Below are 656 nucleotides of genomic sequence, written 5' to 3' on the forward strand. Positions count from 1 at the left end.
CGTTACCTGCAATCGCTCACCAACACAACAATCAAATTTGTAAACTAACTCAAGAAAATAAATGAAAAATATCCATTTAGTTGCACCAGAAAAATATAATGATTCGTCAAAATTTGAAAATTTATCAAATGGAATTTACAAATCTTTGTATGACTATGAAAATGAGCTTGTTAAAAAAGGAAATTTTGTAACAACATTGTCATTTACTCTAGAAGAGGAATTAAATGAATTGGATGATAAACAATATCCATTAGAAGATATTTTAGATAAATATTTAGCACATGTTTCTGAATTTATTCAATATGATGACAATTCAATTGAAATGATTTTAGAATTATGTACTCAAGATTGGTTAGATAATATGGAAGAACTTGTAAAAATTGTTGGGAAAAGGGTTTACAATAAGGAAGTTGAAAAAGATGGAAAAACCTATATAAAACTAGAAATTGAGTAAAAATTGCGACTGCAGGTAACATTGTATTGGCAAAATGCGGGGTTAAATGTAAAGTAGAAAGATTTGAAATATTTAGCCGCCGCTGCTTTTCATATTGTTTTTTCTTTAATTTTAACAATCTGAAAAAGCATCGGCTCCGCTTGGTCTGAACTTGAACAGTTGTTCAAATTAAGCCCGCACTTCGCCAATACTTTTTCCGTTA

The 656-nt window shown here is 29.4% G+C and carries 1 protein-coding gene; it reads left to right on the top strand.

Features of this window, described 5'->3' with window-relative positions; genetic code table 11:
• The first annotated feature begins 61 nt into the window (after nt 1-61).
• Nucleotides 62-454, top strand: coding sequence for a hypothetical protein (locus AC23MB_RS14315; RefSeq protein WP_487787649.1), 393 nt, complete (start codon nt 62-64; stop codon nt 452-454).
• Nucleotides 455-656: the final 202 nt, after the last annotated feature.

It is taken from the genome of Soonwooa sp. T0.1_25, from assembly GCF_057652215.1.

Bases quoted from the DNA above. Each gene is read 5' to 3' on its own strand.
- AC23MB_RS14315 (WP_487787649.1), top strand. From the start codon at position 62: ATGAAAAATATCCATTTAGTTGCACCAGAAAAATATAATGATTCGTCA.